The sequence below is a fragment of the Corynebacterium sp. CNCTC7651 genome, assembly GCF_021496665.1.
In the GTDB taxonomy this organism is placed as follows: domain Bacteria; phylum Actinomycetota; class Actinomycetes; order Mycobacteriales; family Mycobacteriaceae; genus Corynebacterium.
Genome location: NZ_CP071246.1, coordinates 1,259,229 through 1,286,146, shown reverse-complemented (window position 1 = coordinate 1,286,146; position 26,918 = coordinate 1,259,229). Strand labels below are relative to the sequence as shown.

The following is a 26,918-nucleotide window of genomic DNA, read 5'->3' as shown; positions in this document are numbered from 1 at the left end:
GCATGACCGAATCTGAACACGGCACCACTGAACGCGGCACCGTCAACCTTGCCATCACTCGCATGGCCCACGGCGGGGAGGGCATTGGCAACGACGCAGATGGGCGAGTGGTCTTTGTCGCCGGCGCGTTGCCGGGGGACACCGTCTCCGCGCGCTTGACCAAGGAGAAGAAGCGCTGGGCGCGCGCCGACCTGGTCGAGGTGCTCGAGCCTTCACCCATCCGCGTGCCAACTGCCTGCCCGGCTGCGGCCGCGGGCGCGGGCTGCTGCGATTACAGCCATGTCGCGCCGGATGCGCAGCTGGACCTGAAGCTTGACGTATTGCGGGGCCAGCTCTCCGCGTTGGCCGGACGCTCGGGCGCCTTGGAGGCGTTTGACCCAGCATCCATTGACGCCCGCGCGCTCGAGCCTCACGTCGGATGGCGCACCCGCGTGCGGCTGGGCGTAGACCAGGCGGGGCTGGCCGGCGTGCGCCGTGCCCGCTCCACGGACGTCATCGCGTCTGAGGCTTGCACGCAGCCGGTGCCCGGTTTGACTGACGGGCTGATCGGCCAGCAGCGGTTCACTCCCGGCAGTGAGGTTGTGGCCGTGCGCGACGCGGACGGCACGCGCCACGTGGTTGAGACAGCGCGCGTGCAACGCGGGCGGCGTGTGGAAGAGATCCACACTGTCATCGAGGGGACCGGGCAGGTAACTGAGCGCATTGGGGATGCCGAGTTCAGCTTTCCCGCCACCGCATTCTGGCAGGCGCACCAAGAGGCACCCGAAGCCTATGCACACCTAATCCAGGAATGGGGCGCTGACTCCTACTCCCGCGGCGATGCGTGGGACCTTTACGGCGGCGTCGGCGCGTTTGTGCCCGCCATCCACGCGGCGACCGGCGGGGCCACCGTCCACACCGTGGACTACTCCCCGGCGGCCACGTCGAACCCGCAGCCGGGTCTGCGCGGCCTTCCGGTGGAGGTGCACCGGGGCAGGGTTGAAGGGAGCGTCGATACGCTCCCAGCCCCGAGCCTTGTTGTGCTGGACCCGCCGCGGTCTGGTGCGGGAGAGCAGGTAGTGCAGGCGGTTGCCGCAGCAGGCCCGGAGCGGGTGATCCACATCGGGTGCGATCCGGCGACGCTGGCGCGCGACCTCGCGGCGTGGGCTTCGGCGGGGTACGTGCCGGGGCGCATGATGCTTGTCGACGCTTTCGGGGCCACCCACCACTTCGAAACCATCGTGGAACTTTCCCCGCGCGGGCAGTAGAGATGGGCGAGCTTCGCCCAGTGTAAGATGGCTCGGAAGCGGGATCGCCTACGCGGCGCACCCAAAACGTAAAAGGAGCAGACCCTAACTGTGAGATTGCTAGACACCCTCGCTTCACCGGCAGACCTCAAGGCCCTGCCGCAGAAGGAGTTGGGCAAGCTCGCGGATGAGATCCGGCAGATGCTCATCCACAAGGTTTCCGCCACCGGCGGTCACCTCGGGCCGAACCTTGGCGTGGTGGAGTTGACCATCGCCCTGCACTGGGTGTTCGACTCGCCGAACGATCCGATCATCTTCGATACGTCGCACCAGTCCTACGTGCACAAGATCCTCACCGGGCGCGCGGATCAGTTTGATTCCCTTCGTCAGAAAGGCGGGTTGTCCGGCTACACCTCGCGCTCCGAGTCCGAGCACGATTGGACCGAGTCCTCCCACGCCAGTGCGTCGCTGAGTTATGCGGACGGGTTGGCGAAAGCGAAGCAGCTCAAGGGCGAGGGAGATAGCAACGTTGTGGCCGTGGTGGGGGACGGCGCGCTGACCGGCGGCATGTGCTGGGAGGCGCTGAACAACATCGCCGCGGGGGACCGCAACGTGGTGATTGTGGTCAACGACAACGGCCGCTCCTACGCGCCTACTATCGGTGGTTTTGCAAACAACCTCACTCGCCTTCGCGACCAGCTGGCCGCGATCCGGATCCAGCCTGGGTACGACGAGGTGATGGAATCCGGCAAAAAGACGCTGAAATCCATGGGCTGGGTGGGCAACCGCACCTTTGAGGCGCTGCACGCGTTCAAGGCAGGGGTGCGCTACCAGGTGCTGCCCACGGAGATGTTCTCTGAGCTGGGGATGAAGTACGTCGGCCCCATCGAGGGGCATGACCTCAAGGCACTGATCGCCGCATTCAAGTACGCGAAGCAGTACTCCGGACCGCTGATCCTGCACGTGGTCACGGAGAAGGGCCACGGTTTCGCGCCCGCGGTGAACGATGAAGCGGATCAGATGCACTCCACCGGGGCCATCGACCCGGTTACGGGCGAGGCTCTAGCGAAGACGCCGCCCGGATGGACATCCGTGTTCACGCAGGAGCTGCTGAAGGCCGGGCACGAGCGCGAGGACATTGTGGCGATCACAGCGGCAATGGCGGGCCCGACCGGGCTTTCGCCGTTTGCGGAACAGTTCCCAGACCGCTTCTTCGACGTGGGCATCGCGGAGCAGCACGCCGTAGCTTCCGCAGCTGGCTTGGCCCTGGGCGGGATGCACCCGGTGGTGGCGATTTACTCCACCTTCCTCAACCGCGCGTTTGACCAGATGCTTATGGACGTGGCGCTGATCAACCAGCCGGTGACGTTTGTGCTGGACCGTGCGGGGATCACAGGCTCGGACGGAGCGAGCCACAACGGTGTGTGGGATATGGCGATGGCCTCCATCGTGCCGGGCATCCGCATCGCCGCGCCGCGCGACGCCGCTCGTCTGCGCGAGGAGTTCCGCGAGGCCATCGCGGTGGATGACGGCCCGACTGTGGTCCGTTTCCCCAAGGGCAGCGTCACCGACCACATCGACGCGGTGGAGCGCCTGGCTAGCGGCATCGACGTGTTGCGTGTGCCAGACGAAGCCGCCTCGGACCAGCAGGGGGACGACGCGATTGAGGTCCTCCTGGTCGCTGTGGGTGCGCTTGCAGATTACGCGCTTGCCGTCGCCGAGGACGTTGCGGCGGACGGCATCCGCGTCACGGTAATTGATCCGCGCTGGGTCATCCCTGTCTCGCCGGACATCATTGCCATGGCCGTGGAGGCGGACATGGTGGTGGTGTACGAAGACGGCATTGTCCGCGCCGGCGTGGGGTCCGCGATCTCCGAGGCGCTCGCCGCCGCGGAGGTGGATACCCCGGTTCGCCACCTCGCGTTCCCGGACATCTTCCCGGCGCACGCCTCCCGCGGCGAAGTCTTCGCGGAGTACGGGCTTGACGCTGTCTCCGCTGCGCAACAAGTACGCGAGTGGGCGGCTGCATTGGCGGACCGCGACTAGAACTAGTCAGCTGATTCGCTGTATGCGCGGGCGATGAGTGGGCCCGCGATGCTGGCCTGCCAGGGCCGGGCGCCGGATTCGAGGAGGCGTCGGCAAGCAAAATCCGTGCCCAATGCGGCCGTGACTTCGACTGGGTCGTCCGCCGCGGCCCAGATGACCTGGCGCAATACTGCGGGTGCGAGCACGTTCTCCGCCCCGATCCCGAGTTCTGCTGCTGCCTCTGCGATGTGGCCGCGCGCTGCATCGAGCACGGCGTAGGACTCGGGGTAGTGGCGCTGCCAGTGCGATTTGGACGGCGGCACGTCGCTCGCCCGCCGCGAGGGCGCGGGCCATGCTTGACGACGTTCACGTAACGCCGCCTCAATCACGGCAAACCATCGTCCCGTCGCCCCGCGTTTCCGCGCGGGGAAGCCGTGGACTTTGGCGAGCTCACCCGGATGGTTTGGTTCCGCCTTCGCCACCTCCACGATGACGCGGCTGGGCAGCACGGTGGAGGGTGAGATGTCCTGCGCGCGGGCGGTGGCATCCCGCTCCGCGAAAAGCGCGCGGGCGATCTGCAGGCCCGCCGGAGTGCGCACCGTGGACATGCCCTTCACATCGCGCCAGGTCTTCTGGGCCGGCGGCGTGCTCCTAGTGGCGATGATGTGGGAGAACTCCTGCTCCGCAGCGTCCAGCATGCCCCGGGCATCCAACTCCTCGGCGAGAGCTTCCGCGAGGATGTGGAGGTACGTCACGTCTTCCGCCGCGTAGACCAGCCACTCATCGGGAAGCGGGGTGGTGGACCAGTCCTCGCGGCCGTGGCCTTTCTCCAGGGTGGTCCCGGTGAAATGCTCCACCATTGCGCCGAGGTTCGGGCGCTCGAAGCCGGCCAGGCGGGCTGCAAGCTCGGTGTCGAAGAGCGATCCCGGTTTGAGGCCCAAGAGCGCGAGGCTGGCAAGGTCCTCGCCCGCAGCGTGCAGAATCCAGTCCGTGCCGTTGACTACAGGGCCAAGTGCTTCCCCGAGCGCCTCGCGGTGGCCCTCCGGCGCGAAGAGGAACGTGCCGGCGCCGCGGCGGTGCACTTGGACAAGGAAAGCTCGGTCGTCGTACCTAAACGCAGAGGCGCGCTCGGTGTCGATGGCGAAAGGGCCCCGCCCAGCCGCGAGCGCAGCCGCCGCGCGAGCAAAGTCCTCGGGGGTTGTAACCAGCTCAAACGGTGGACGCGAAGCCATCCTGCTATCGGCGGCCGAGCTCGGTCACGCCCTCCGGCGGCAGGCCGGCGACAAGGGCGAGGACAGCGGCAAACGCCTGGACGTGCGGCGCAAGGTCCAGCCCGTCCGCGGTCCACGAGGCGCGCATTTCAAGCTGGTAGGCGCGGGGTGGGCCACCGATTTCGCCGAAGCGCACCGAGGCGGTGGAGGTCACCGTGCCGCCCAGGTTGGTGAACCCGGCGCCGTTCTCGGCCAGGGACTCGTTCAGCCACTGCCATGCCACGTCCGGCAGCAGCGGGTCGGACGCAACCGCGTCATCCATATCCGCCTGGATGTACGCCACCAAGCGCATGGAGCCCTCCCATGCCTCCTCCGCGTCGGGGGAGTGGAGGAGGATCAGGCGGCCGAATGCGTCGCCTTCGCTGTCGGTGGGCACGTGGTCCGCGTCGTCTCCGCGGTCAACTTCCAAGCCAACGGCGTGGCTGAACGGCGCAGGGCGCTGGGGTGGGCGAATGGTGCCGAGGGTGATTTCCGGGCGTAACCTCGCCGCGTGCATGGATTCCACGGCGGCAGAAAATTCCGCCGGAGTAGCTGCCGGGGTGCCGGCTGCGTGCTCGCCACCCAGCGGGGTGGGGGCGACGGGGGAGGTATCCGTGTGCTTCACAGGCACCAAAGGTATCCAGCAGCGCCCGCTGTACGTGGGAGGCGCGCCGTCCACATGGTGGGGGTGGGGGTAAGATGGACGTACGACTTTTGATGGATGAAAGGATTTTCGCCACATGGCCAAGCTCGATTTCGACGCACTGAATTCCGTCCAGCGCTACCTCCAGTTCGCTGTCTTCCGCGCCATCCCGGGCGCGTTGGGCACGGAGCGCTCCCGCATCATCGAGGAGGCTGAAGCATTCTTCGCCCGCCTGGAAGAGGAGGGCAAGGTCACGGTCCGCGGCATCTACGACAACACCGGCATCCGCGCGGACGCTGATTTCATGATTTGGTGGCACGCGGAGCACTTCTCCGAGCTGCAGGATGCGCTGGCGGCGTTCCGCCGCACTACCACGCTGGGCCAGCTGGTGGAGCTGAGCTGGCTGGGCAACGGGCTGCACCGCCCGGCGGAGTTCAACAAGTCCCACTTGCCAAGCTTCATCATGGGCGAGGATCCGCAGGACTGGATCACCGTCTACCCGTTCGTCCGCTCTTACGACTGGTACTTGCTGGAGCCGACGGAGCGCCGCCGCATTCTGTCGGAGCACGGCATGGCGGCGCGCGACTTCGCGGATGTGCGCGCCAACACCGTCGAGGCGTTCGTGCTGGGTGACTACGAGTGGATGCTGGCCTTCGAGGCTCCGACCCTGGAGCGCATCGAGGAGCTCATGCACAAGATGCGCTACACGGAGGCCCGCCTGCACGTGCGCGAGGAGGTCCCGTTCCAGACCGGCCGCCGCGTCTCCAGCATCCGCGAGGTTGTGGAGATTCTGCCGTAGCGGCGTATTGCCGGAAGGGCTAGACCTCCCGCTCCTCCAGCGTCATGGAGATGGAGTTGATGCAGTAGCGCAGGTCAGTCGGTGTGTCGTAGCCCTCGCCGGCGAAGACGTGGCCGAGGTGGGAGCCGCAGTTTGCGCACAGCACCTCGGTGCGCACCATGCCGTGGGAGCGGTCCTCGCGCTCAATCACCTTGTCGCCAGCCAGCGGGGAGAAGAAGGACGGCCAGCCGCAGTGGGAGGAGAACTTCTCGGTGGAGCGGAAGAGCTCCTCCCCGCACGCGCGGCAGTGGTACACGCCCTCGGTGGTGGTGTCGGTGTATTCGCCCACGCCGGGGGGCTCGGTGCCCGCCTGGCGCAGCACGTAAAACTCCTCAGGCGTGAGCTTTTCGCGCCACTGCTCCTCGGTCCAGTTCTTGTAGTCCGGGGTGGTCTGCTCGGTCATAGTTGCGCCCTTCCATTCGGTGACATGTCTGCACCGACACTACCCACGTAGCCACCGCGAGGATGAACACCGCCCACCCCGCAGTTGGCAGGAATGTGGTCACCCACTGGCCGGCGATAGGGCGTGCGGGCACGACCCAGGTCAAGGGGGCAAGGCACAGCAGTGCGCCGAGCCACGCCGGCCAGGTGTGCATTGGGGAGGCGCGGTGGAGCACGGTGAACAGGGCGGGGAAGAGCATCATGGAGTAATAGGCCTGACCGAGCGAGGACAGCAGGCACACCCCCGCAAGGAGCACGCCGGAGCTGAGCGTGAGCCACAGCCACGGGTCGCTAAACCGCCAGCGTGCAAGCCCCAGCACCGCCACGGCAACCGCAGCTGCGAAGAACAGGAACAGGGACGTGTGCAGCCACCCCGGCATGCCGAAGTACACGGCCAGCCCTGCGAGCGAGGAGTTGGCGTAGTCGCGCGTCTGCCCCAGGTACGGCACGAGCTTGTCCAGGTAGTCGCTTGCGCCCGGCGTCAGCGGCCACGCAACCACGTTGAGCACCACCGGCACAGCAACCGCCGCGGCCACCGCCTTCCACTCCAGCCGCATGAGCGGCAGGACGATCAGCGGAGCGAACATTGGCTTAACGACGATTGCCAAGCCCAGCACGATTCCGGCTGGCAACGAGTGATCGTCGAGAAGCAAGGCAATGAACGCGGTGAGCGCGAGGAGCAGCACGCCGTTGATGTTGGCGAAGACCAGCGTATTTGTCACCGCCTCCGTAGCAAAGGCGAGCGCGAGCGCGGCGGGGAATACCGGCGAAGTGAGGCGGTGTCCCGCGAGGCGCGTTAGCCAGGCGATCGCCGCGATGATGCACGCGGCGTTCAGCGCGATGAACCAGGGCCGGGCCGCCTCCATGGTGGGGATGAGGCCCAGCGGGGAGAGCAGCAGGGTGGCGCCCGGGTTGTACAGGTAATGGGGGTTGACGTGGTGGTAGACCTCGTTGTACACCGGCACGCGCTCCACGAAGCGGCGGGTGGCGGACCACACGGTGGTGAAATCGTCAGTCACCGAGCCTGTGCGCGCGAGGACTGCCAGACGGTGGATGATCAGCAGGACCGCCAGCGGCCACGCCAACGCGTTCGCGGCGCGCGCGGCGGTAGTCGGTCCGGCCTTGGGCGGGGGAGCGGTCCAGAGATCGTGCACGCGCTCAACCGTACCGGGGGCTCTTGCTTATCGACGTTCCCCCACCCGCCGCAACCGACAGAAGAGCATCGCAGTGCCGTCTACGGTGGCATCTTCGATGGCGAAACGGCGCGGGTGTTGATCCCCGCCCAGCTTCAGGCCGAACGGGCCGTCCTCCGGGCCGATGGAGGGGTCCAGGGTGAGGTGCAGGACATCGACAAGGTCTGCGGAGAGCATGTCGGCGTAGACGCTCGGGCCGCCCTCGCAGAGGATGCGCGCGAAACCCGCCTCGTGGAGCGCGTTGATGATCTCGGGGGCGCTGCCACCTCCCGAGCTCATGAGCTCCGCTCCCGCGTTGCGGAGGGCGTGGCGGTTGGGTTCGAGGGAAACGTCGTCAAGCGAGCGCTCCGGGGCGAGGACGATGAGCCGTGAGCCGTGGAAAATGCCCAAGTCCGTGTCCAGCTGGAGTGAGGTGCTGAGGACAGCCATGGGGGTGTGTGCCGGGCCGTAGTCCTCGGCCTGGACAGTGCCGCTGCCGACCAGGATCACGTCCGCCCAGCTGCGCAGCGCGCCGATGAGTGCGGCGTCCGTCTCGTTGCCCAGTGGGCCGGACGTGCCAGCGCGGCCGAATCCGCCGAAGAGGGTGTTGATGGTCACGGCGCGGACTTCGCGCTCGCCCACGGGGAGGGTGGGGCCGACGAGGTGCTTGGGATCAACCTGGCTGTGCATGGGCACGAGAATAGCCCCGGCGCATGTGCTGCGGCCGGGGCTATGTGGTGGAGCGGATGACGAGACTCGAACTCGCGACCCTCACCTTGGCAAGGTGATGCGCTACCAACTGCGCTACATCCGCGTTTCGTCGGCTGGAAGCCTCCGAAACGGGTTCCTTAAGGAAAAGAACCCGGTGCGCGATACTGGGATTGAACCAGTGACCTCTTCCGTGTCAGGGAAGCGCTCTCCCGCTGAGCTAAACGCGCGGTATATCCGTAACTGGGACGGCTTTTGTGGAGGTGGATACGGGAATCGAACCCGTGTACACGGTTTTGCAGACCGTTGCCTAACCACTCGACCAATCCACCAGGATGTGAAGTACGTGGAAAGTACTTGAGCGGATGACGAGACTCGAACTCGCGACCCTCACCTTGGCAAGGTGATGCGCTACCAACTGCGCTACATCCGCGTTTCGTCGGCTGGAAGCCTCCGAAACGGGTTCCTTAAGGAAAAGAACCCGGTGCGCGATACTGGGATTGAACCAGTGACCTCTTCCGTGTCAGGGAAGCGCTCTCCCGCTGAGCTAATCGCGCGGGACTAGGTCTTTGAGACCTTGAGCGGATGACGAGACTCGAACTCGCGACCCTCACCTTGGCAAGGTGATGCGCTACCAACTGCGCTACATCCGCATCGCACTGTGCCTCAGCATTGCGCCTTAGCACTGTGATTGTCGGCACTGTGATTGTGCGAGATAGAACCTTAACCGCTGCGCGCGGTGCGACCAAATCCGCAGTACGTTGGGGGTGGCAGCGCGTGCCGACGATCGCACCTTGGGGCCTGACCCGCCGGAACGAGTTGGTAAACCAAAATGGCGACCTGCGGGAACGCGGATGCCCCGGAACGAGATTGTCAGATCGTTCCGGGAGGGTCTCTGCCCGGCGGAATCGCCCGGTGGGATTGCCCGTCGAAACCATGCCGCCGACGCGGAGTTTATCACTTTGCAGGGTGTTGAGCAGGCGATTCGTTGTAAACCTTGGGGCTGTGTAAAGTATTCGCCGTTCGGTCCTATGGCTCAGTGGAAGAGCGTTCCGTTCACACCGGAAAGGTCGCTGGTTCGATCCCAGCTAGGACCACAGCAAGAACCCCGAGTTGGCTCGGGGTTTAATTTTTGCAGTGGCCCCTGCGGGGAGTGCGTCCCGCTACAGTGTCAGAATGCAATCCACGAAACGACGCGGTTTGGCCCTCGCCACCGCAGCCGTAGTCGCGCTGTCCGCGCATGCCGCCCCCACCACTTCGGCAGCCACTTCGGCGGCCACCCCGGCCGCATCCACCACCGCCAAGTCGAAGTCCTCCGCGGATTCCTCGGAGGGTGACTTCAAGCAGCAGTTCAACCGTGCGCGCAGCTCCATGTCGTCGCACCCGGTGGCGGCGTGGCCGGCGGTGTTCCTGGCCAGCCTGATGGGCGGAGCTTTCGGGTCGATGTTGTTCGGTTTTGACAATGGGGGAGCGTCGATAAGCAAGGGCACCTACCGTGTGGCGCCGGCGGAGGACGCGCCTGCCGGGGAGCTGCGGAAGGTGGAGCAGGTCAGTGAGACGATGTGGAAGGTGACCGTGTGGTCGCCGTCGATGGGCAAGGAAATTGTCAACGACGTGATCTCGCCGGCAGGTGGGCCGGACAACGCCACGCCGCGGCCGACGTACTACATCCTCGGCGGTGCAGGCGGTACCCCGTTTACCCAGTATGAGGGCATCCCGGAGTTCTTCAAGGGCAAGAACGTGAACGTGGTGTCCCCGTACGGCACGCGCGGCACGATGGCGACAGATTGGCGCGAGCCGCACCCTGAGCTCGGTGAGACGAAGTGGGCGACGTACATGTCGCGCGAGTTGCCGCCGGTAATCGATGCGCTGTTCCACGGCACGGGGCGCGACGCGATCGCGGGCGCGTCCGCTCACGGAGGTTCGGCGCTGACGGTCGCCACATTGTCGGATCGGTTCGTGGCGGCGGGCACGTACTCGTCCTGCCCGTCTACGTCCGGCATTGTCGGCGGACCCTTCGCCCAAATTGGCGTGCGCTTTTACAAGGGCGACCCGAAGCAGATGTGGGGCAGCCCGCTGAGCGAGGTGTGGAACGTCAACTCCCCGGTCAACCAGATCGAGCAACTTCGCGGCAAGAAGCTTTTCCTTACCGCATCGCGCGGCATCCACTCCGAGTTCGACGATCAGATGACGGATTCGCCGGACTTCCTCCTCGTCCCGGACGAGCAGCTGGCGTACGTCTGCTCCCACCACTTCATGAAGCGCGCAGACAAGCGCGGGGTGGATTATGACTGGTACGAGCTCTACGAGGGCACCCACAACCTGGGCACCTTCCAGCGCGAGCTGCCGTTGTCCTGGCAGACCATCGGCCCCGCGCTTGGCGTGGAGTAGGGCAGGGGTGCTTATCGACGATTGTTTTCACCCCGCGGGAACTAAGGCTGCGTCTTTGCCGACTATTGGAGCAACGCGCAATGAAGCGCCCGGGGTGCTCCCCGGGACGCATGGATGAAAGGGTAGAAGTTTCTATGCGACGCACCTTTGCAGCACTTTCCGCCGGCGCGCTGGCCCTCACGCTAGTGGCCTGCGGCAACGGCGACGGCAACAATGGCACCGTAGCCCCCACCTCAGGCACCGCAACCGGCGCGGCTGCTGCTGACGAGAAGCACACGCACGGCGACGCTGACGTGATGTTTGACGGCGCGACGATCCGCGCCAAGGCTGCGGCGGATACGCCGGACGGCACGGACATGACCGCCATCTTTGGCACGCTGCACAACCACACCGACAAGGACGTCACCCTGAGCGGTTTCACCACCTCGTTGGGTGATGCGAGCTATGAGATCCACGAGGTTGTGGATGGTGTGATGCGCGAAAAGACGGGCGGCACCGTGATCCCCGCCGGCGGCTCTTACGAGTTCAAGCCTGGCGCGGACCACCTGATGATCATGGGTTACACGCCCGAAATCGCTGCTGGCGACACCGTCGACGTGACGCTGAACTTCGCAGACGGCAGCGAAGTTGTGGTCCCGGACGTGGCCGTGCGCACCATGCTTCCGGGTGATGAGAGCTACGGCGAGGACGGCAACCTGCAGGGCCACCAGCACGGCGCAGAACACGAGGGCCGCAAGCACTAAGCCACAAGCACGAACTGGCCAACTAGGGTTGTTTGTAAGACTGATGTGAGTGCGTGGAGGTTGTGAGCATGGTTCGGTGTCGTCGATTTGCTAGTGGGGTTGCTGCCGCGTCCATGCTCGCGTGCGCTGCGGCTCCGGCTGCACTCGCGCACGACTCGGTGGTGGGCGGCAACCCGGAAAACGGCTCTGTCATTGCCACCTTCCCCTCCACCCTCCAGCTCGAGTTTTCCGGCCAGCCCCAAGAGGGCTTCAACACGTTCGCGCTCTCCCGCGCCACGGATAAGGGCCCCGATGTCCTATTTTCTGGCGAGCCGACCGTGGATGGTCGCTTCGTCAGCATCGACGTGCCGGATGGCATCGATGCCGCGCCGGGGGAGTACCGCATCGGCTTCCAAATCGTGTCCTCCGACGGTCACGCCACGAAGGGCATGACCACATTCACATACGCGCCGGCTGGCTCCGAAGTGACAACTGCGGCTGCCCCTAGCGAAAACACTCCCGCCATAGAGGAGGAAAGACGCGACAACATGCGCTTGATCCTCCTCATCATCGGTGTTGTTGCACTTGCCGGTGCGGGTCTGGCGGCGGTGAGCCGGCACCAGCGCGGCAACGCCAAGCGCAGTGCAGCCGATGCCGGCACCGACAGCACTGCCGGCACAGACAGCACCGGCAGCAGCGGCGGCAGCTCCGCGCCGCGGCTTGACGTGTAGGGGTAGTGCGATATGAGTGTTTCGCGTAGGCAATTTTTCGCCGGTTCCGCAGCCGCTGCTGCATCAGCCGGCATGCTTTCCGCATGTGGCCGGGACCAGGATGCGCCACCCGGTGTGCCCAGTAACTCGGATCCGGATAACCAGCCGCTGCAAAAGGCCGTCGTCGAGTTTGACGGCCCGCACCAGGCCGGGATTGCCACCGCCACCCAGGCGGACCTCAACTTGGCTGGCTTCAACCTCAAAGACGGCGTGGACAAGGCGAGCATCAACCGCCTCATGCGGCTGTGGACAGAGGATGCGCGCGAGCTCGCAGCCGGGCGCACACCGCTGGGCAGCCTCGAGCCGGAGATGAACGTGTGGCCCGCCAACCTCACGTTCACCCTCGGGCTGGGGGAGCGCGTCTTCGACATCGCAGCGCCGAACAAGAAGCCGGACTGGCTGCACGACATCCCCGCGATGACCCGCGACGAGCTGGACCCCGCGTGGGGGCAGACCGACATTGCGCTGCAGATCTGCGCCGATGACCCGGTGATGTGCGCGTGGGCACTGCGCCACATGACGCGCGCAGGCGCCGATTACGTAGAGACGGCCTGGATCCAGCAGGGGTTCATGAACGCCTACGGCGCGATCCCCACCGGCCAGACCCCGCGCAATCTCTTCGGCCAGGTGGACGGCACGGTCAACCCCTACGAAGAAGACGAGTATGCGAAGCAAGTGTGGCGGGAGGACGGCTCGACGTCTCTGGTCATTCGTCGAATAGCAATGCACCTCGACGAGTGGGAGATGCTGGACCGCGCGTCCCGGGAGGAGGCCGTGGGCCGCAAGCTCGCCGACGGAGCTCCACTGACCGGCGGCGATGAATTCACTGAACCGGACTTCGAGGCGATTGACGGGTACGGCCTGCCGGTGATTGACCGCAACTCCCACATGGCGCGCTCGAGGCCGCCGGCGGACCACCCGGAGCAGCGCTTCAAGCGCCGTCCGTACAACTACAACTTGCCGCCGGTGCCAGGCTCCGGCGAGCTGTCCAACGCGGGCCTGATCTTCATCGCGTTTCAGAAGGACCCGGATGTGCAGTTCACCCCGGTGTTGCAGCGGTTGGATGAGGCGGACCGGTTGAACGAGTGGATCACCCACATCGGTTCTGCGGTGTACTGGGTGCCGCCGGGGACAGATCCGGGGCAGGGCGAGAGCGACACGTACTGGGGCGAGTCGGTTCTGGCCTGATACCGGGCGAGTGGCCGGGGCGGGAGTAGGATCGCTAGCGACCTGTCCCCGGGCCGCGTCCAGGTATGACGCGAGCCCATGACGCTTAAAAGGAGCGCCCATGTCCACTGAAGCAGCCCCCTCGACCCACGAGGCCGTGCAGTTTGAACCCTTCGAGGTTCCCGCCGGCACTGCCGTGGGCGCCGCGATGCGGGAGTTGGACCTGCCGAACAAGGGCGACAACGCCATCGTGGTGGTCCAGGATGCGGAAGGCAACCTCAAGGACCTTTCTCACGTGCCGGATGAGACGGCCACGTTCATGCCCATCGCCGCGAACACTGAGCTGGGCCGCTCCGTGATCCGCCACTCCTGCGCGCACGTTTTGGCGCAGGCCGTGCAGGCAGAGTTCCCGGGCACGAAGCTGGGCATTGGCCCCGCTATTAACGACGGCTTCTATTACGACTTCGATTCCGCCGAGCCCTTCACTCCGGAGGATCTGAAGACGCTGGAGAAGCGGATGAAGAAGATCATCAAGCAGGGCCAGAAGTTCGCCCGCGGCGTGTACGCCTCGCAGGAGGAGGCCGCGGAGGATCTGAAGGATGAGCCGTACAAGCTCGAGCTGATCCAGGACAAGGGCAACGTTGACCCGAATTCGGATGAGGCCACCGAGGTGGGCGCCGGCGAGCTGACGCACTACGACAATTTGAATCCGCGCACGGACGAGGTGGAGTGGCGCGACCTGTGCCGCGGCCCGCACGTGCCCACCACCAAGTACATCCCGGCGTTCGCGCTGACCCGATCCTCCGCTGCGTACTGGCGCGGCGACCAGGCCAACGCCGGCCTGCAGCGCATCTACGGCACGGCGTGGGAGTCCAAGGAGAAGTTGGACGAGTACATGACCATGCTCGAGGAGGCGGAGAAGCGCGACCACCGCCGCCTGGGCAACGAGATGGATCTGTTCTCCTTCCCGGACGAGGTCGGTTCCGGCCTGCCAGTCTTCCACCCGGACGGCGGCATTATCCGCATGGTGATGGAGCAGCACTCCCGCGAGCGCCACCTGGCCGCAGGCTACTCCTTCGTGAACACCCCGCACGTGACCAAGGGCGAGCTGTTCAAGAAGTCCGGCCACCTGGACTGGTATGCGGACGGTATGTTCCCGCCGATGAAGCTGGACGGCGAGGTGGATGATGAGGGCAACGTGACCAAGCAGGCGGTGGACTACTACGTCAAGCCGATGAACTGCCCGATGCATAACCTCATCTTCGATTCGCGCGGACGCTCCTACCGTGAGCTGCCGCTGCGCCTCTTCGAGTTCGGCACGGTGTACCGCTACGAGAAGTCCGGCGTTGTCCACGGCCTCACCCGCGCCCGCGGCTTCACGCAGGACGATGCGCACATCTACTGCACCGAGGAGCAGCTGGAGGACGAGCTGACCAGCGTGCTGGAGTTCATTATCTCCCTGCTGCAGGACTACGGCCTGGACGACTTCTACCTGGAGCTGTCCACCAAGGACCCGGAGAAGTACATTGGCGACGACGAGATCTGGGAGCGCTCCACCAACATCCTGGAGTCCGTGGCCACCAAGAGTGGCCTGGAGCTGGTACCGGATCCGGCTGGCGCGGCGTTCTACGGCCCGAAGATTTCCGTGCAGGCGCGCGACGCCATCGGCCGCACCTGGCAGATGTCCACCGTGCAGCTGGACTTCAACCTGCCGGAGCGCTTCGACCTCACCTACACCTCCTCCGACGGTTCGAAGAAGCGCCCGGTGATGATCCACCGCGCACTCTTCGGCTCTATCGAGCGCTTCTTCGGCGTGCTGCTGGAGCACTACGCCGGCGCGTTCCCGGCATGGCTTGCCCCGCACCAGGTGGTGGGCATCCCGGTGGCGGACGATTTCGGCCCGCACCTGGACGGTGTCATTGCCCGTCTCCGCGAGCGCGGGGTGCGGGCTGAGGTGGACCACTCGGATGACCGCATGCAGAAGAAGATCCGCACCCACACCACCTCCAAGGTGCCGTTCATGCTGTTGGCCGGCGCGCGCGACGTGGAGGCAGGCGCGGTGAGCTTCCGCTTCCTCGACGGCACCCAGGTCAACGGCGTCCCTGTCGATGAGGCAGTGGAGCTCATCACCACCTGGATCACGGAGAAGAACAACACCCAGCCGAGCGAGGAAGCCATTGCTTCACGACGGGCATAAGCAGCCGCCCGAATCCCGCGAAGACCCCTACGTGGATCAGGGCGCGGGGGACACGGACCGGCTGACGAGGTTGTGGGCGCCGTATCGGTCCAGCTACATCGCCAAGATGCCGTCGAAAAGCAACGAGCCCTCCGACCCGTTCCTGGAAATCCCCCAGATGAGCGACGAGGACGGCCTAGTCATCGCGCGCGGCGAGCTGGTGTTTGCGGTGCTGAACCTCTACCCGTACAACGCCGGGCACCTGATGGTGGTGCCGTACCGCAAGGTGGCGGAGCTGGAGGCGCTGACGGAGGCTGAAACCGCGGAGCTCATGGCCTTTGCAAAGCATGCCGTACGCACGCTCAAGCACGTGTCGCGCCCGGAGGCGATCAACGTCGGCCTGAACCTGGGCAAGGCGGCTGGCGGTTCCGTCAGCGACCACCTTCACCTGCACGTTGTGCCGCGGTGGGCGGGTGATTCCAACTTCATGACAGTAATCGGTGGTACCAAGGTGTTGCCGCAGTTGCTGCGAGAGACCCGCGCCCTGCTGGCTGAGGGCTGGGCCGAGCTCGAATCGGAGGGAGAATAGACCCATGCTGAGCGTCCACGGACGGAAACCGGTGCGCAAGTACGTCGAGCCCGTGGCCAACGCCATGCTGCGCGCGGGGCTGACCCCGAATGTGGTGACAATCGCTGGCACGGCGATCTCCGTACTGCTCACCGTGGTGCTCATTCCCACCGGCCACCTTGTTGCTGCAGCGATCTTGATCGGGTTGTTCGCGGCGTTTGACATGGTGGACGGGACCATGGCGCGGCTGCGCGGCGGAGGCACGGCGTTTGGCGCCACGTTGGATGCAAGCTGCGACCGGATTACGGACGGCGCGCTGTTCGGCGCCATCGCGATGTGGCTGGTGTACGTGGCAGACGCTGGGCCAGCACACGTTGCGGCGTGCTTGGTGGTGCTAGTGCTGTCCCAGGTGATCAGCTACATCAAGGCCCGCGGCGAGGCCGGCGGGTTGAAGATTGTCGGCGGCCTGGTGGAGCGCCCGGAGCGCCTCATCATCGCGCTGGTGGGCCTGGGTCTGGAGGGCTTCGGTGTGCCGCATGCGGTGGAAGCGGCTATCTGGATTCTGGTCGTCGGCTCTGCGTTCACTGTGGTGCAGCGCCTCAAGTACGCGCACCAGGACCCGAAGGCGAACGTTGTCCTGCCACCCCCGCCGGGGGCGTAAACCGGGGCCGCAGAAGGGAAAAGCATGGGTAACAGCATCCGCGAGACGCTCACGGCCTACGGCTACATTGCCGGGTGGAAGATCATCGGGGCGCTGCCACCTGGAGTCACCTGGCCGCTCTTCCGAGCCGGCGCCGACCGCATGTCCGACGACGGCAAGGGCATGGAGATGCTGCGCCGCAACCTCACGCGCGTAGTCGGGCCGGAGCACGTGACGCAGGAGTTGGTCCGTGATGCTGTCCGCTCGTACGCGCGGTACTGGCTGGAGGCGTTCCGGCTGCCGCGGATCGCTGAGGACGAGGATCTGCTCGCCCGGTACGCCGCTGGCGTGGAGGGGCTGGAGTACCTCGAGGCTGGGCTGGCGAAGGGCAAGGGCGTGGTCTTGACCCTGCCGCACTCGGGCAACTGGGATTTCGCCGGCCTATTCCTGGCCAAGCACTACGGCGGCTTTGCCACGGTGGCGGAGCGGCTGAAGCCGGAAGCGCTGTTCGACGCTTTTGTGGAGTACCGCGAATCCATGGGCTTCGAGGTGCTGCCGCTCACCGGCGGGGAGCGCCCGCCGTTTGAGCGCCTCCGCGAGGTGCTGGAGGACGGGGGCATCGTGTGCCTGATGGGAGAGCGCGACATGGGCGGCCGCGGCGTGCCGGTCACGTTCTTCGGGGAGGAAACAACCTTCCCTGTCGGGCCGGCAAAGCTGGCGATGGACACCGGCGCGGAACTTTTCGTGGTGCACTCCTGGTACACAGACAGCCAGGACGGGCGGGATGAACCGCGCCGGAAGAACAGGCCCGGATGGGGTCTGAAGGTGGACCCCGCGATTGAGGTCACAGACCTTGCCTCCACAGTGCAGCGCGTGGCGGACGGCTTCGCCGCCAACATCGCGGCGCACCCGGGGGATTGGCACATGCTGCAGCCGCTCTGGCCGGCGGATCGGCCCCAGCGCCCGCGTCGAAAACGCCCCGGCCAGCAGGGGAGGTAGACATGCGCATCGGCATGGTGTGCCCGTACTCCTTCGACGAACCGGGCGGCGTCCAAGCCCACGTACTGGACTTGGCGGAAGTGCTGCGCGCACGCGGCCACCACGTCGAGGTGCTGGGCCCCGCATCCGAGGACACCCAGTTGCCCGGCTACGTCACTCGCGGCGGGGCGGCGGTGCCGGTGCGCTACAACGGTTCGGTAGCGCGCCTGGCCGTCGGCCCGCAGGTCGGGCGCACTACCAAGGCGTTCATCGAGGCCGGAGATTTCGACGTCCTCCACGTGCACGAGCCGAACGCGCAGAGCTACGCCATGTCCGCGGTCCGGGTCGCGGAGGGCCCGATCGTGGCCACGTACCACACCTCGGCCACGTCTTCGGTCGCCCTGAAAGCCGCGCTTCCAGTCATGCGCAAGAACCTGGAGAAGATCCGCGGCGGCATCGCGGTGTCCGAACTCGCCCGCCGCTGGCAGGTGGAGCAGGTGGGCACCGATCCGGTGGTCATCCCCAACGGCGTGGATACCGCGCGCTTCGTTGCCGCGCGCACCGCGCCCAATACGGGCAACCAGGTTGAAATCGTCTTCCTCGGCAGGATCGATGAGCCGAGGAAGGGCCTTGAGGTGTTGCTAGGTGCCGTCGATAAGCTCAAAGCCCCGGTGAAAGTGACCGTGATCGGCGGCGGCCACCCGCGGGAGGTGCCGGGCGTGGACTTTGTGGGCAAGGTGAGCGAGGAGCGCAAGGCCGAGATCCTGGGGCGCGCGGACATTTACGTCGCGCCGAACCTAGGCGGCGAAAGCTTCGGCATTGTGCTGGTGGAGGCGATGGCGGCGGGCTGCGCTGTGGTGGCCAGCGACATCGAGGCGTTCGCCGCGGTGTGCAACGCCGGGGCTCCAGCGCCTGCCGGCGTGCTCTTCCCCGTCGGCGACGCGGAGGCGCTGGCCGAGGAGCTTTCCTTGCTTATCGACGATCCTTCGAAGCGCAGCCGCCTCATCGAAGCCGGCACACGGCGCGCTGAGGTGTATGACTGGGCGCGCGTGGCGGATCAGGTGATGGCCGTCTACGAGACGGTGGCCACGGGCGAGAAGGTGCGGGTGGCGCGGTGAGTAGCGCGCTGATGTGGCTGCTTGTGGCTGTTGCGGTTGCCGCGCTTGCCGTGTGGGCGGTGCTGACGGCGCAGCGGCTGAACCGCCTGCACATCCGGCTGGACCGTTCGCGCGACGCGCTGCAGGCGGCGCTGGACCGGCGCTGCGCCGTGATCGCCGCGACCCTCCCCGCGGCGGCCGGTGCTGCGCGCGCCACCGAAGAAGTGCGCCTGAGTGATCGGGACCTGCGCTCGCGCCTGGATAAGGAAGACGCGCTGGCCGCGGAGGTAGCGGTACACAGAGCTGCGACGGGCGGGGATGGCGCAGACAGCGCGGCGGAGCGGGAGCTGCGTGATGCGGACACGCGGGTCATGCTGGCCCTGCGGTTCTACAACGATGCTGTAGCGGACACGCGCGCGCTGCGTCTGCGCCCGTTGGTGCGAACGTTGCGCCTCGGCGGCACCGCGGCACTGCCGGAATATGCGGCGTTGGGGCAGCTTCCGGCGGGCCCCGGCGCTGCGGAGTAGTCTGCGCGGTATGACCTCACCGCTGGATACAGGCTCCTACGACTCTGATCTTGTGCGGGTGCTTCGGTTGGAGGACCTTGGCAATGACGCGTTCTGCGGCCCCGAGATGCACACCGAGGTATTTCACCGGACCTTTGGCGGGCATCTGGTTGCCCAGGCGCTGGAGGCGGCGACGCGCACCGTGAGCCCGGAGAAGCTCGTGCACTCGCTGCACGCATACTTCCTGGCGCCGGCTGATGCGGATAGGCAGACGACGTATCGCGTCCGCCGCCACCGGGACGGGCGGAGCTTCGCCTCCCGCTCTGTGGAGGCGTTCCAGGGGGAAACCTGCTGCTTCACCATGACGGCGAGCTTCCACCACGACCTGGATAACGGCCCCGAACATGCGGAGCCGATGCCGGAGGTGCCCGCCCCTGAAGACGTACCGGTGCAGCGGGACCTGCCCCACGACCTGGATAACGGCCCCGAACATGCGGGCACGAACTGCCGGACAATGACGCGGTGCACGCCAGCGCGTTCGCCTACATGTCCGACATGACCATTTTGTTCTCCGCGCTGCAGGCGCACCCCGGCTATGAGGTGCAGCTGGCTTCCTTGGACCACGCTATCTGGTTCTTGCGGCCGCTGCGTGTGGACGATTGGTTGCTCTACCGCCAAGCTTCGCCCTCTGCCGCGTCCGGCCGTGCGCTGGCCCAGGGCCGCATTTTCAACGCGCGGGGTGAGCTCGTGGCGCTGGTCACCCAGGAGGGACTGGCGCGTGATCTGCGCGCGGGTGCCACGCAAGTGCCTGTCCGCGACAAGTAGCGGCGGGCGACGAGCGGTTAGCGGGCGATTTGGCGCGCCCGCGTATACTGGGCACCCGTTATTCGAATTAGCGTACGGAAGATTACGGGAGAAGGGGTGCGAGATGGCTGGCCACTCTAAATGGGCGACGACGAAGCACAAGAAGGCCGCGAACGACGCAAAGCGTTCCAAGCTGTGGGCGAAGCTGATCAAGGATATTGAGGTGGCGGCGCGTACCGGCGGCGGTGCCCCGGCTGGTAACCCGACGCTGGACGACATGATTCGTAAGGCCAAGAAGGCCTCGGTCCCGGGCGACAATATCGAGCGTGCGCGCAAGCGCGGCTCCGGCGAGATTGCCGGCGGTTCCAACTGGGAGACCGTGATGTACGAGGGCTACGGCGTCAACGGCGTGGCCGTGCTCATCGAGTGCCTGACGGACAACCGCAACCGCGCCGCCACGGATGTGCGTACTGCCATGACCAAGAACGGCGGCAACCTGGGCGAGTCCGGCTCCGTGGGCTACATGTTCGAGCGCACCGGCGTTGTCACCATTGCCAAGGGTGAGCTGACCGAAGACGATGTGCTGATGGCAGTGCTTGACGCTGGCGCTGAGGAAGTCAATGACCTCGGCGAAGAGTTCGAGATTGTGTGCAAGCCGACTGACCTGGCCGCGGTGCGCGAGGCACTTGCCGGTGAGGGCATCGAGGTGGAGGATTCCGGCCAGGAGTTCCGTGCAGACGTCCAGGTGGAGATGGACGCGGAGGGCGCGAAGAAGATGCTGCGCATCATCGACGCGCTCGAGGATTCGGACGACGTGCAGAACGTGTACACCAACATGTCGATCTCCGACGAGGTCGCTGCACAGCTCGAGGATTAATACGCAGATGAGCCTCGAGGGTCTGCGCGTGATGGGCATTGACCCGGGTCTGACCCGTTGCGGCCTATCCATCGTGCAGGCCGGTCGGGGCCGCCAAATTCTGCCGGTTGCCGTGGGCGTGGTGCGCACGCCCTCCTCCGCCGAACTGTCGGAGCGCCTGCTGCGGATTTCCCGCGCGGTGGGGGATTGGATGGATGAGTATCAGCCGGATGTGGTGGCGATGGAGCGCATCTTCGAGCGCGGCAACGTCTCCACTGTCATGCACACTGCTCACGCCGTCGGCGTGCTGGTACTGGCCGCCGCTGAGCGGGGCATTCCGGTGCACCAATACACGCCGTCCGAGGTGAAGAAGGCCATTTCCGGCAATGGCCGGGCGGATAAGAAGCAGATGACTAACATGATCACCCGCATCTTGGGGCTGAGCGAGGCGCCGAAGCCCGCCGACGCGGCGGACGCGCTGGCCATTGCGGTGTGCCACTGCTGGCGAGCGCCGCTCATCGCCCGGGCGGAGGCCCTTGGCACTTCTGCCCGTGCCGGCGGTTGGGGTTAGTGAAAGGACCAGGCAACCATGATTGATTCGCTCAACGGAGAGGTCATTGCGATTGGCCTCGACCACGCGGTCATCGAATGCGCGGGTGTTGGCTACCGCTTCCTGGCCACCCCACCCACCCTTGGCAGGCTGACGCGCGGCGAGACCCGCAGGGTGCTCACATCCATGGTGGTCAAGGATGACGGGGTGACGCTGTACGGTTTTTCCGACGCGGACGGCCGCACCATGTTCCACAAACTTCAGACCGTCACCGGGCTTGGCCCCAAGCTCGCGCTGGCTGCGCTGGCGGTCTTCGAGCCAGGCGAACTGGCCACCCGCATTGCAGCAGGCGATGCGAAGGGCATCCAGACCATCCCCGGCGTAGGCAAGAAAATGGCGGAGCGCATCGTGCTAGAGCTCAAGGACAAGGTGGAGGGGCTGGCCGCGGAGCCCGCTGGCACCGCTGCAGGCTCGGCGCAGCCCGCAGCTACCGGCACCTACGCCACAGAGCAGGTGGTTGAAGCGCTTGTTGGGCTGGGCTTTAGTGAGAAGGTGGCTCGGCCGATCGTCGATACGCTCGCTGCCGAAACCCCGGACGCGCCGACCTCCGCCCTGCTTCGCGCGGCGCTGACCCAGCTGGGCAAGCAGTAGGGGAGGCAGCATGTCCGACATCGAGAAGACCGAATTCACGCTCCCGGAGGGCTTCGGGCGTGCCGACGATTCCTTGGTCGGCCTTGAAGTGCAGCCCGAAGAGCGCGATGTTGAGAAGACGTTGCGCCCCAAATCCATCAACGAGTTCATTGGCCAGCCAAAGGTGCGCGAGCAGCTGAACCTGGTGTTGGCTGGTGCGCGCCGCCGCGGAGTTACCCCGGACCACATCCTGCTGTCTGGCCCGCCTGGCCTTGGTAAGACCACGATGGCGATGATTATCGCGCAGGAGCTGGGGACGTCTCTGCGCATGACATCCGGACCGGCGCTGGAACGCGCCGGCGATCTTGCCGCGATGCTGTCGAACTTGATGGAGGGCGACGTCCTGTTCATCGACGAAATCCACCGCATCGCCCGGCCGGCCGAGGAAATGCTCTACATGGCGATGGAGGATTTCCGCATCGACGTGATTGTGGGCAAGGGCCCGGGCGCAACGTCGATTCCGTTGGAGATCCCGCCGTTCACGCTCGTCGGGGCAACGACTCGCGCGGGCATGCTCACCGGCCCGCTGCGCGATCGTTTCGGCTTCACCGCCCAGATGGAGTTCTACGACGTTGAGGATCTGACCAAGGTGGTCACCCGCGCCGCGCGGATCCTTGGAGTGGATATTGATCACGATGCCGCGGTGGAGATCGCGTCCCGCTCGCGCGGCACGCCGCGTATTGCCAACCGCTTGCTGCGGCGAGTACGGGACTGGGCAGATGTGAACGGGGATGGTCGCGTGGACCTGGAGGCGGCGCGCGCCGCGCTCGCCGTCTTCGACGTGGACGAGCTTGGGCTGGACCGGCTGGACCGTGCCGTGCTGGATTCGCTGATCCGCGGCCACGGCGGCGGGCCAGTTGGCGTGAACACGCTCGCCATCGCAGTGGGCGAAGAGCCCGGCACGGTGGAAGAGGTCTGCGAACCCTATCTTGTGCGCGCGGGACTCATGGCGCGCACCGGCCGCGGGCGCGTGGCAACGGCATCCGCGTGGCACCACTTGGGCATGACCCCGCCGCCGGATGCGCCGGGCCAGCTGGATCTGTTCTAGCGGTGGGTATGCCACAATGCCCGGCATGGAGTTTCTGCCACTGCTCATAATTCTGCTGCTGTTCTTGGTCCCGCCGATGCTGCTCATGCGCACGCAGCGCAAGCGCCAGGGGGAGGTGCAGGCCATGCGTGATGGGCTTCAACCCGGCGACAAGATCATCACCGTTGCTGGTCTGCACGGCACCGTTGTGGGCAAGCGCGGCGAGGTAGTCGACCTTGACATCGCACCGGGCACCGTGGTGCAGCTGGAGATCGCTGGCGTAATGCGCACGGTGGACCCTGTGTCTGAGATCCCGGTCGAAGGAGAAACGCCCGCGCCGTAGGTCGACGCAACATAGGGATCGCGGGCCCCATGCCGTAGCATGTTGCGATGTGCACGCCCCGTGGGCGAGACATTCGCGCGCCTTGATGCGCCGCGATGCCGGTGACCGGGGCGCGAAAATGCAAGGAAAAATAGAGGAGCAAGCTCAGTGTCGTCTACACACACTCGGCGATCCGGCGGGGCATCGCGTCAATGGCCGCTGCGGGCCATGGCGTTGTTCGCGCTTATTGTCATCGGTGTTTATTCGCTGGTCTTTTTCACCGGCGACAAGGCCGCATCACCCAAGCTGGGTATTGACCTGCAGGGTGGTACCCGCGTAACCCTCGTCCCGCAGGGGGCGGAGCCGACGCGCGAGCAGCTCGAGGATGCACGCAACATCCTTGAGCAGCGTGTGAACGGCATGGGTGTGTCCGGCGCTTCCGTGGTGGTGGACGGTAACACCCTGGTCATCACCGCTGCTGGCGACGACACGTCTGAGGTCCGCAACATCGGCCAGACCTCCCAGCTGCTGTTCCGCCCCGTGCTGAACCCGCCCATGCCGGATCCGGAAGCACTCGAAGATGTGCTGATGGACACGGCGACGAAGTGGGTGGAGTATGGCGTGATCTCCCAGGAGGGCGCGCAGAGCGCCGTTGACTTGGTGCTGGCGCCGGAAGAAGAGCCAGCTGCCGCCGAGGGCGAGGAAGCCGCCGCCGAGGGCGAAGAGGCCGCCGCCGAGGGCGAAGAGGCCGCCGAGCCGGCCCCGGCCGCAGAGGCGCCGAAGGTGAACGCAACTGAGCTGCCGGAGCCGAACGGCCCGGTGGAGGCGTCCGAGCGTCGCAGGGCAACCACTGAAATCCTGCAGGACACCCGCCAGTCCACGGATCCGACGCAGCAGTTCGCCGCACTGGTGCTGATGTCCAGCCGTTGCATGGGCCAGGAGACCGATCCGCTCGCGGGCTCGGATGAAGAGGCTCTGCCCCTGATCGCGTGCGACCCCTCCACCGGCCAGGCCATGCTGCTGGACGAGGTGCCGCTTTTGACCGGCGTGACGGATGTAGATGGTCCGCGTTTGACCGGCGAGCAGATTGACACCAGCCGCGCGATTACCGGTGGCCCGAACATCCAGACCGGCCAAATGGAAATCAGCTTCGCGTTCAGCCAGGATGGCCAGTACAACGGCTCCCAGACGTGGGCGCAGCTAACCAACGCGCTGATTGGCCAGCAGATTGCCCAGCTTCGCGTTCAGCCAGGATGGCCAGTACAACGGCTCCCAGACGTGGGCGCAGCTAACCAACGCGCTGATTGGCCAGCAGATTGCCATCACACTCGATTCCCAGGTGATCTCTGCGCCGGTGATCCAGGGTGCCACCCCGGTGGGCTCCGCGACCTCCATTACCGGCCAGTTCACCCAGGAAGAGGCGGAGGCGCTGGCGAATAACCTGCGCTACGGCGCGCTGCCGCTGTCTTTCGCTGGCGAGAACGGCGAGCCGGGCGGTACTGCGATGACCGTGCCGCCGTCACTCGGCCTGGCCTCCCTGCAGGCAGGCATCTACGCCGGCCTGGTTGGCCTGCTCTTGGTGGCCATCTTCGTCTTTGCGTATTACCGCCTGTTCGGCCTGATCTCGCTGTTCACCCTGTTCGCCGCTGGCCTGTTGGTCTACGGCTCGCTGGTGCTGCTGGGCCGCTGGATCGGCTACTCGCTGGACCTCTCCGGCATCGCCGGCCTGGTCATCGGTATCGGTACCACGGCGGACTCCTTCGTGGTCATCTACGAGCGCATTAAGGATGAGGTGCGCAAGGGCAAGACCTTCCGCTCCGCCACCGCGTCCGGTTGGGACCGCGCGAAGGACACGATCATCACCGGCAACATGGTGACGCTCATCGGCGCAGTGATCATCTACTTCCTGGCCGTGGGCGACGTGAAGGGTTTCGCCTTCACCATGGGTCTGACCACGGTGTTCGACTTGGTTGTCACGTTCCTGATCACCGCACCGCTGCTCATCCTCGCGTCCCGCAGCCAGTTCTGGTCCAAGCCGAGTGTCAACGGCATGGCGAAGGCTTTTGAAGTGGGGCGTCAAAATCGAGCGTCGGCAAGCGTGAAAGCCCCAACCACGGAGGAGAAGTAGACATGAGCACTGCTGTAGAGACCACCGTGGACACCGGCCGCTGGGAGCGGATTTACACGCGCGAGGGTGCAATCGACTTCGTCGGGCGCCGCAAGACGTGGTACGGCATTACGATGGCGCTTCTGGTTGTGGCCGTCGCTGCGATGCTGCTGCGCGGGTTCAACCTGGGTATTGATTTCGAGGGCGGCACCAAGATGTCCATGCCCGCGGGCGACCTGGTGGCAGAGCAGGTGGAGGCGACCTTCATCGATGCCACCGGCGTGACCCCGGAGCTGACGCAGATTGTTGGTGCGGGCGACGCGCGCACACTGGAGATCAACTCGCAGCACCTCACGCAGGAGCAAATCGACCAGGCGCGCCAGGCGATTTTCGACGAATACCAGCCCCTGAACCAGGAGGGGCAGCCGAGCGCCGATGCGATCGGTGATTCGACGGTATCCGAGTCCTGGGGTGACACGATTACCCAGCGCATGCTGCTTGCCATGGGCGTGTTCCTGGTTGCGGCGGCAATCTACGTGGCGCTGCGCCTGCAGCGCGAGATGGCGGTTGCCGCGATGGTGGCCCTGCTGGTGGATGGCGTGCTGATCATGGGCATCTACGCCCTGTTCGGCCTCGAAGTCACACCGGCGATGATCATCGGTCTGCTCACGGTGCTGACGTTCTCGATCTACGACACCGTGATCGTCTTCGACAAGGTGAAGGAAAACACTTCCGGAGTGCTGGATTCACGCCGCTCCACGTACGCAGAAGAGGCGAACCTGGCGTTGAACCAGACGGTGATGCGTTCCATCTCCACCTCCGTGATTTCCGCGCTGCCGATCATCGCTCTCATGGTGGTTGCCGTGTGGATGCTTGGTGTGGGCACGCTGCGGGACCTCGCGTTGATCCAGCTCATCGGCGTGATCGAGGGCATCTTCTCCTCCCTCTTCCTGGCCACCCCGCTGTTGGTCAGCCTGGTGGAGCGCAAGGACAAGTACAAGCGCCACAACGAGGAGGTCGCGGCCTTCCGCGCCTCGCGCACGGCGGCAGCGGAGGGCACAGAGGGCACTGAGGGCACGGTGCTTGACGACGGTGCAGTGGCAACCCCCAAGCGCACCGTCACCGCGCCGGTGTCTTCCCGCGTTGCTTCCCCTGCGTCTGCCGAAACGCCGCGTGAATACCCGGAGACCCGCGGGGGCTCTACCACGTGGCGCCCCACCGCGCGCTAGCGCTCGGAGGAAGGG

General features: G+C 65.8%; 24 protein-coding genes, 7 tRNA genes and 2 pseudogenes. 22 read left to right on the top strand and 11 right to left on the bottom strand.

From position 1 onward, the window contains the following. Window positions 1-2 precede the first annotated feature (2 nt). Entirely contained in the window at window positions 3-1,247 is a 1,245-nt protein-coding gene (locus tag JZY91_RS06230; RefSeq protein ID WP_234947023.1) for a class I SAM-dependent RNA methyltransferase, read from the top strand. A 90-nt stretch (window positions 1,248-1,337) separates the two neighbouring features. Further along, a complete protein-coding gene (gene dxs / locus JZY91_RS06225; RefSeq protein WP_234947022.1) occupies window positions 1,338-3,272 on the top strand; it encodes a 1-deoxy-D-xylulose-5-phosphate synthase in 1,935 nt (644 codons plus the stop codon). A gap of 2 nt (window positions 3,273-3,274) precedes the next feature. Here dxs and JZY91_RS06220 read toward each other — a convergent pair whose 3' ends face one another. Continuing rightward, the gene (locus JZY91_RS06220; RefSeq protein WP_234947021.1) at window positions 3,275-4,483 is read right to left on the bottom strand and encodes an HRDC domain-containing protein; all 1,209 of its coding nucleotides are present in this window, start codon (window positions 4,481-4,483) and stop codon (window positions 3,275-3,277) included. A gap of 4 nt (window positions 4,484-4,487) precedes the next feature. Next, window positions 4,488-5,087, bottom strand: a complete 600-nt coding sequence (locus JZY91_RS06215; RefSeq protein ID WP_234949072.1) for a DUF3000 domain-containing protein — start codon at window positions 5,085-5,087, stop codon at window positions 4,488-4,490. 154 nt (window positions 5,088-5,241) lie between these two features. Between JZY91_RS06215 and hemQ the strand changes: the two genes are divergently transcribed. Further along, complete coding sequence (gene hemQ / locus JZY91_RS06210) at window positions 5,242-5,943, top strand: hydrogen peroxide-dependent heme synthase (RefSeq protein ID WP_234947020.1); 702 nt, start codon at window positions 5,242-5,244, stop codon at window positions 5,941-5,943. A 19-nt stretch (window positions 5,944-5,962) separates the two neighbouring features. Here the strand turns inward: hemQ and msrB are convergent, their stop codons facing one another. The 9 genes from msrB to JZY91_RS06165 form a co-directional block, all read right to left on the bottom strand. Continuing rightward, a complete protein-coding gene (gene msrB / locus JZY91_RS06205; protein WP_234947019.1) occupies window positions 5,963-6,385 on the bottom strand; it encodes a peptide-methionine (R)-S-oxide reductase MsrB in 423 nt (140 codons plus the stop codon). After that, complete coding sequence (locus JZY91_RS06200; protein WP_234947018.1) at window positions 6,315-7,577, bottom strand: glycosyltransferase family 87 protein; 1,263 nt, start codon at window positions 7,575-7,577, stop codon at window positions 6,315-6,317. The genes msrB and JZY91_RS06200 overlap by 71 nt, the downstream gene beginning before the upstream one ends. Window positions 7,578-7,604: 27 nt before the next feature. Continuing rightward, a complete protein-coding gene (locus JZY91_RS06195; protein WP_234947017.1) occupies window positions 7,605-8,285 on the bottom strand; it encodes a dihydrofolate reductase family protein in 681 nt (226 codons plus the stop codon). A 48-nt stretch (window positions 8,286-8,333) separates the two neighbouring features. Continuing rightward, window positions 8,334-8,409, bottom strand: a tRNA-Gly gene (locus tag JZY91_RS06190). 52 nt (window positions 8,410-8,461) lie between these two features. Continuing rightward, window positions 8,462-8,533 (bottom strand) — tRNA-Val (locus JZY91_RS06185). 28 nt (window positions 8,534-8,561) lie between these two features. Further along, a tRNA-Cys gene (locus tag JZY91_RS06180) sits at window positions 8,562-8,635 on the bottom strand. A gap of 28 nt (window positions 8,636-8,663) precedes the next feature. After that, a tRNA-Gly gene (locus tag JZY91_RS06175) sits at window positions 8,664-8,736 on the bottom strand. 52 nt (window positions 8,737-8,788) lie between these two features. Further along, window positions 8,789-8,860 (bottom strand) — tRNA-Val (locus tag JZY91_RS06170). A gap of 23 nt (window positions 8,861-8,883) precedes the next feature. Then, window positions 8,884-8,956 (bottom strand) — tRNA-Gly (locus tag JZY91_RS06165). 372 nt (window positions 8,957-9,328) lie between these two features. Between JZY91_RS06165 and JZY91_RS06160 the strand changes: the two genes are divergently transcribed. The 19 genes and pseudogenes from JZY91_RS06160 to secF all read left to right on the top strand — a co-directional run bounded on the left by JZY91_RS06160 (window position 9,329) and on the right by secF (window position 26,903). Beyond that, window positions 9,329-9,400, top strand: a tRNA-Val gene (locus tag JZY91_RS06160). Between the two features lie 79 nt (window positions 9,401-9,479). Beyond that, window positions 9,480-10,694: an alpha/beta hydrolase-fold protein gene (locus JZY91_RS06155; protein WP_234947016.1), complete on the top strand. Its 1,215-nt coding sequence runs from the start codon at window positions 9,480-9,482 to the stop codon at window positions 10,692-10,694. Window positions 10,695-10,828: 134 nt separating this feature from the next. Continuing rightward, complete coding sequence (locus JZY91_RS06150; RefSeq protein WP_234947015.1) at window positions 10,829-11,437, top strand: copper chaperone PCu(A)C; 609 nt, start codon at window positions 10,829-10,831, stop codon at window positions 11,435-11,437. Window positions 11,438-11,550: 113 nt separating this feature from the next. Beyond that, entirely contained in the window at window positions 11,551-12,147 is a 597-nt protein-coding gene (locus tag JZY91_RS06145) for a copper resistance CopC family protein (RefSeq protein WP_234947014.1), read from the top strand. Window positions 12,148-12,159: 12 nt separating this feature from the next. Then, entirely contained in the window at window positions 12,160-13,374 is a 1,215-nt protein-coding gene (locus JZY91_RS06140; protein ID WP_234947013.1) for a Dyp-type peroxidase, read from the top strand. 100 nt (window positions 13,375-13,474) lie between these two features. Further along, window positions 13,475-15,550, top strand: a complete 2,076-nt coding sequence (gene thrS, locus JZY91_RS06135; protein WP_234947012.1) for a threonine--tRNA ligase — start codon at window positions 13,475-13,477, stop codon at window positions 15,548-15,550. Then, entirely contained in the window at window positions 15,531-16,118 is a 588-nt protein-coding gene (locus JZY91_RS06130) for an HIT domain-containing protein (protein WP_234947011.1), read from the top strand. The genes thrS and JZY91_RS06130 overlap by 20 nt, the downstream gene beginning before the upstream one ends. 4 nt (window positions 16,119-16,122) lie before the next feature. After that, window positions 16,123-16,758 carry a phosphatidylinositol phosphate synthase gene (pgsA, locus tag JZY91_RS06125; protein ID WP_234947010.1) on the top strand — a complete coding sequence of 212 codons (636 nt, stop codon included), beginning with the start codon at window positions 16,123-16,125 and terminating at the stop codon, window positions 16,756-16,758. 24 nt (window positions 16,759-16,782) lie between these two features. Then, window positions 16,783-17,736, top strand: a complete 954-nt coding sequence (locus tag JZY91_RS06120) for a phosphatidylinositol mannoside acyltransferase (RefSeq protein ID WP_234947009.1) — start codon at window positions 16,783-16,785, stop codon at window positions 17,734-17,736. A 2-nt stretch (window positions 17,737-17,738) separates the two neighbouring features. Beyond that, window positions 17,739-18,833, top strand: coding sequence for a glycosyltransferase family 4 protein (locus JZY91_RS06115; RefSeq protein ID WP_234947008.1), 1,095 nt, complete (start codon window positions 17,739-17,741; stop codon window positions 18,831-18,833). An 11-nt stretch (window positions 18,834-18,844) separates the two neighbouring features. After that, window positions 18,845-19,339 (top strand): hypothetical protein, encoded by a 495-nt coding sequence (locus JZY91_RS06110; RefSeq protein ID WP_234949071.1) that lies wholly within the window; start codon window positions 18,845-18,847, stop codon window positions 19,337-19,339. A gap of 10 nt (window positions 19,340-19,349) precedes the next feature. Beyond that, a pseudogene (locus JZY91_RS06105) lies at window positions 19,350-20,143 on the top strand (acyl-CoA thioesterase). Between the two features lie 103 nt (window positions 20,144-20,246). Then, window positions 20,247-20,999 carry a YebC/PmpR family DNA-binding transcriptional regulator gene (locus JZY91_RS06100; protein ID WP_234947007.1) on the top strand — a complete coding sequence of 251 codons (753 nt, stop codon included), beginning with the start codon at window positions 20,247-20,249 and terminating at the stop codon, window positions 20,997-20,999. 7 nt (window positions 21,000-21,006) lie between these two features. Beyond that, complete coding sequence (ruvC, locus tag JZY91_RS06095) at window positions 21,007-21,549, top strand: crossover junction endodeoxyribonuclease RuvC (protein WP_234947006.1); 543 nt, start codon at window positions 21,007-21,009, stop codon at window positions 21,547-21,549. A gap of 18 nt (window positions 21,550-21,567) precedes the next feature. Then, complete coding sequence (gene ruvA, locus JZY91_RS06090) at window positions 21,568-22,179, top strand: Holliday junction branch migration protein RuvA (protein ID WP_234947005.1); 612 nt, start codon at window positions 21,568-21,570, stop codon at window positions 22,177-22,179. Between the two features lie 10 nt (window positions 22,180-22,189). Beyond that, window positions 22,190-23,266, top strand: coding sequence for a Holliday junction branch migration DNA helicase RuvB (gene ruvB / locus JZY91_RS06085; protein ID WP_234947004.1), 1,077 nt, complete (start codon window positions 22,190-22,192; stop codon window positions 23,264-23,266). A 25-nt stretch (window positions 23,267-23,291) separates the two neighbouring features. Beyond that, window positions 23,292-23,588 (top strand): preprotein translocase subunit YajC, encoded by a 297-nt coding sequence (gene yajC, locus JZY91_RS06080; RefSeq protein ID WP_234947003.1) that lies wholly within the window; start codon window positions 23,292-23,294, stop codon window positions 23,586-23,588. 207 nt (window positions 23,589-23,795) lie between these two features. Beyond that, a pseudogene (gene secD, locus JZY91_RS06075) lies at window positions 23,796-25,695 on the top strand (protein translocase subunit SecD). Window positions 25,696-25,697: 2 nt separating this feature from the next. Further along, complete coding sequence (gene secF, locus JZY91_RS06070) at window positions 25,698-26,903, top strand: protein translocase subunit SecF (protein ID WP_234947002.1); 1,206 nt, start codon at window positions 25,698-25,700, stop codon at window positions 26,901-26,903. Window positions 26,904-26,918 lie beyond the last annotated feature (15 nt).